Here is a 3,408-nt window from a genome sequence, read left to right on the forward strand (position 1 = left end):
ATGGGGAGATGGGGAGATGGGGAGATGGGGAGATGGGGAGATGGGGAGATGGGGAGATGGGGAGATGGGGAGATGGGGAGATGGGGAGATGGGGAGATGAGGAGATGAGGAGTGTGGGAGATAAAGAATCTTTAAAATGTTAAATAAATTTTGTTATGGATACTTAACCCAATAAGTAGGTAGACACAAAAAAAACTAAGTATTTAACAAAAAGTAAAGTAGCTCTGAAACCTCTTCCCTTCTGCCTTCTGCCTTTATCTAACTAAAAATTTTAACGCCTACCTACTTAATTATCTACGCTTAAATAAAATATATTTTTTGCCTAAGTGTATTACTCGCCGTATTACTCATACTTATCAATAAAATAATAGTTGACGATGAGAGACGATAACATTAATATAATAATCAAAAGGCAATCTCTAAATCCTAGGTAAAAGCAATGCCAGAAGCAGAACTTCCTGGAAACCAACACTTACCAGAAACCAATAATCCAGTAAGTAATCAAAAACTGGGCCATGATGATAATATAGACCAAATCAAACCAGCTCTCGAACCAGAAATACACACATCTGTCCCAGAGGATGAAGATGATGAGTGGGAAACAGTTAATTTTCCTGATTTAATTAGTGTCGATTCAATTCCAGTAGTAGGAACATCTTCAGCAGAAGCTAACAATTTAGTACCAACCAATCAAAATCAACCTCCAATAAAGTCCCAGGAAATTTCAGATATTAAAGTAGGCCCAACAAAACATTCCATCGAAGAGCTAGAATCTACAAACATCATGGAAGCTCTACATGATTGTAACCGCGAACTGGTAAATCGAGTTACAGACCTAGAAATAACCTTAGAAGAATGTCAAGAAAATCTAGAAAATCAAGAAAAGTTGCTAGAAGAAAGGACTAAAGAATTAGCAGCAACTCAAAAACAGGTAACTCACCTATTCTATAAGTTAGAACTATGCAATCAAATTATTCAACGTCAGGAAGTTTTAGTAGAGTCTCTAACAGATAAGTGGGATGTGAGTCAGCAACAGCAAGCACAAATGGAAAGAGAATGTGCTTTAACTAAACAATCTTACAGCCAACAAGTTTATCATCTCAAAGAATTAGAACATAGTTGCAAAGAATTGCGGGCGAGACTATACCGCCAGCAGCAGCAAACTCTACAGTTTAAAGCAGCATTAGAAAGATGCTTAGAAATGCCAGGGAAAATGGATGCAGTAGATCTACCAATAGAAATATCTACGACAGAAGCATCTCCAGTAATAGCATCTGAGGATAGCTCTGTATCTGAACCTCAAAAACAAGAAAATCCTTTTGTAAACCTTAACACTACAAAGCTGCCCTTACTATACTCTGAACCAGTTAAACCTTGGTCTCCACAGCCTAAAAATAAACAACAAAAAGAAGTTATCATAAGCAAGAAGGAACAAGATATTGCCAAAATTAACCTTGGCAAGAAAATAGATTTACCACAAGCTTCAGCGGAACCCGAACAAGTAGAATTATCAGACCAAAATATTCCTCAAAACGAGTTGCCTCAAGATGTCAGTACAAATCAATTAAATCCTAGTTTACCTCCATTTAGTAGAGATGAAGATCCAAGTTATGAATTGATAGATGAAACATCATCAATAATGGAATTAGAAGAGATGGAGTCAGAAGAGTATGTAGTTATGGAGGAAAACTATTCAGATGAATATCAAAATCAATCTCAGGAAGTAGAAAAATTAGAAGAAAATAACATAATAGTAGAGGAATATCTAGAAGATGATACTTCTGAATATGAAGCAATAACGACAGTTAAAAGCGAACGTATATCGTGGAATATAGCTACAGGAAAGTGGAATGTTAGTGAGTATGAGTATAAAGAAGAGCCAGAAAAAGACATAGATACTGAAGACTTTTTTGAAGCATCAGAGGATGTGGAGCAAGATCTAGAACAGATAACTCCAGCAGTTAGTAAGCTGCATCTACCAACTTGGGAACCACTTGTATTTGAACCTGAAGTTGTTGAAGTTGAAGAAGAATATATTGAAGAAGAATATATGGTATCAGAAGTACCAGAAAAACAGCAACTGTCACTAGCGGCAATAGATTTACCAAGCTTTCCTAGAATTCCTATTGACGATCAACCATCGGCAGTGAATGAGTAAAATCAACATCTCCGAAAAATATGTGGTGATGATAGGGAACAGGGAAGAGGGAACAGGGAACAGTTTAGACCATCTACTAAGGCCAAATTTTCTGATAGTAAGGGGAAAAATATTAGCATTTTGAGACAAATTGAGCTAAAAACCTTGCATTCAGCAATATTTAGGGTTTGCTGAAAAAGTCTTATGGGTGAGGGTAGGAGACAGGAGACAACCCACCCCTAACCCCTCCCAGGAGGGGAAGACAGGAGACAGAATTTGAGAAGAAAATCATAACTGCCGTGATTGAGTAATCAATCAAACAAGTATTTATGCGTAAATTTTTTACTCGGAATTTGATCAACAAAAAAAGTAATTGAGATGATTTGCATAGTATAAATACCTACCAAAATACAAATTTATATACTGCTTTTAATGATACGCTCTTGAAGTGCGGAATGTGGGTTTTAACTTTTAACTTTTAACTTTTAACTTTTAACTTTTAACTTTTGACTTTTGACTTTTGACTTTTAACTTCCGCGTAGCGACACTATTTTTCCCAAGAGTTGATTTTAGCAAGTAAACTTGTTGCTTTTGCCATATCTAAGGGTTTAGAAAATAAATGACCCTGAGCATATTCACATTTTAACGCTTGTAGCTGAATAACTTGTTCTATAGTTTCTACTCCCTCAGCTACAACATTTATACCTAAATTGTGAGATAAAGTAATAATTGAACGGATAATTTCCGTAGGATCAATTGAACCCTCACTTACCATATTAGCAACGCCTATTCTGTTCACAAAAGAACGATCGATTTTCAAAGTATTCATCGGGAAACGGTGTAAATAACTTAAAGAAGAATATCCTGTACCAAAATCATCAATACATAACTCAATATTCCGCGCTCTTAACTGAGACATTTTTTCTGTAACAAATTCATAATTTTCTATTAAAACACTTTCAGTAATTTCCAGTTTTAAATGACTACCATCAAGCTGAGTTTCTAAGAGAATTTGGTCAATTTGTTCGATTAAATCTACTTGAGCAAATTGTTTCACAGACAGATTAACACTCATTTTTAAATGATAATTATGGGAAAATTCATTTTGCCATTGACGTAACTGCCGACAAGCTTCTCTCAATACCCACAAACCAAGAGGTATAATTAACCCTGTTTCCTCTGCCACAGGAATAAATTCAACAGGAGAAATTAAACCTAATTCTGGATGTTGCCAACGTACTAGGGCCTCAAAACCAATAATATTGTTTGTA

The 3,408-nt window shown here is 35.7% G+C and carries 2 protein-coding genes; one reads left to right on the forward strand and one right to left on the reverse strand.

Annotated elements, in window-relative coordinates; genetic code table 11:
• Window positions 1-439 precede the first annotated feature (439 nt).
• Window positions 440-2,158, forward strand: coding sequence for a hypothetical protein (locus F6K54_RS42090; protein WP_293090437.1), 1,719 nt, complete (start codon window positions 440-442; stop codon window positions 2,156-2,158).
• A 526-nt stretch (window positions 2,159-2,684) separates the two neighbouring features.
• On the opposite strand, the gene F6K54_RS42095 is transcribed toward F6K54_RS42090, so the two are convergent.
• Window positions 2,685-3,408 (reverse strand): bifunctional diguanylate cyclase/phosphodiesterase (locus tag F6K54_RS42095; protein WP_293090438.1); only part of this gene is annotated, 724 nt, incomplete at its 5' end.

This window comes from Okeania sp. SIO3B5, assembly GCF_010692555.1.
Classification (GTDB): domain Bacteria; phylum Cyanobacteriota; class Cyanobacteriia; order Cyanobacteriales; family Microcoleaceae; genus Okeania.

Bases quoted from the DNA above. Each gene is read 5' to 3' on its own strand.
- F6K54_RS42090 (WP_293090437.1), top strand. From the start codon at position 440: ATGCCAGAAGCAGAACTTCCTGGAAACCAACACTTACCAGAAACCAAT.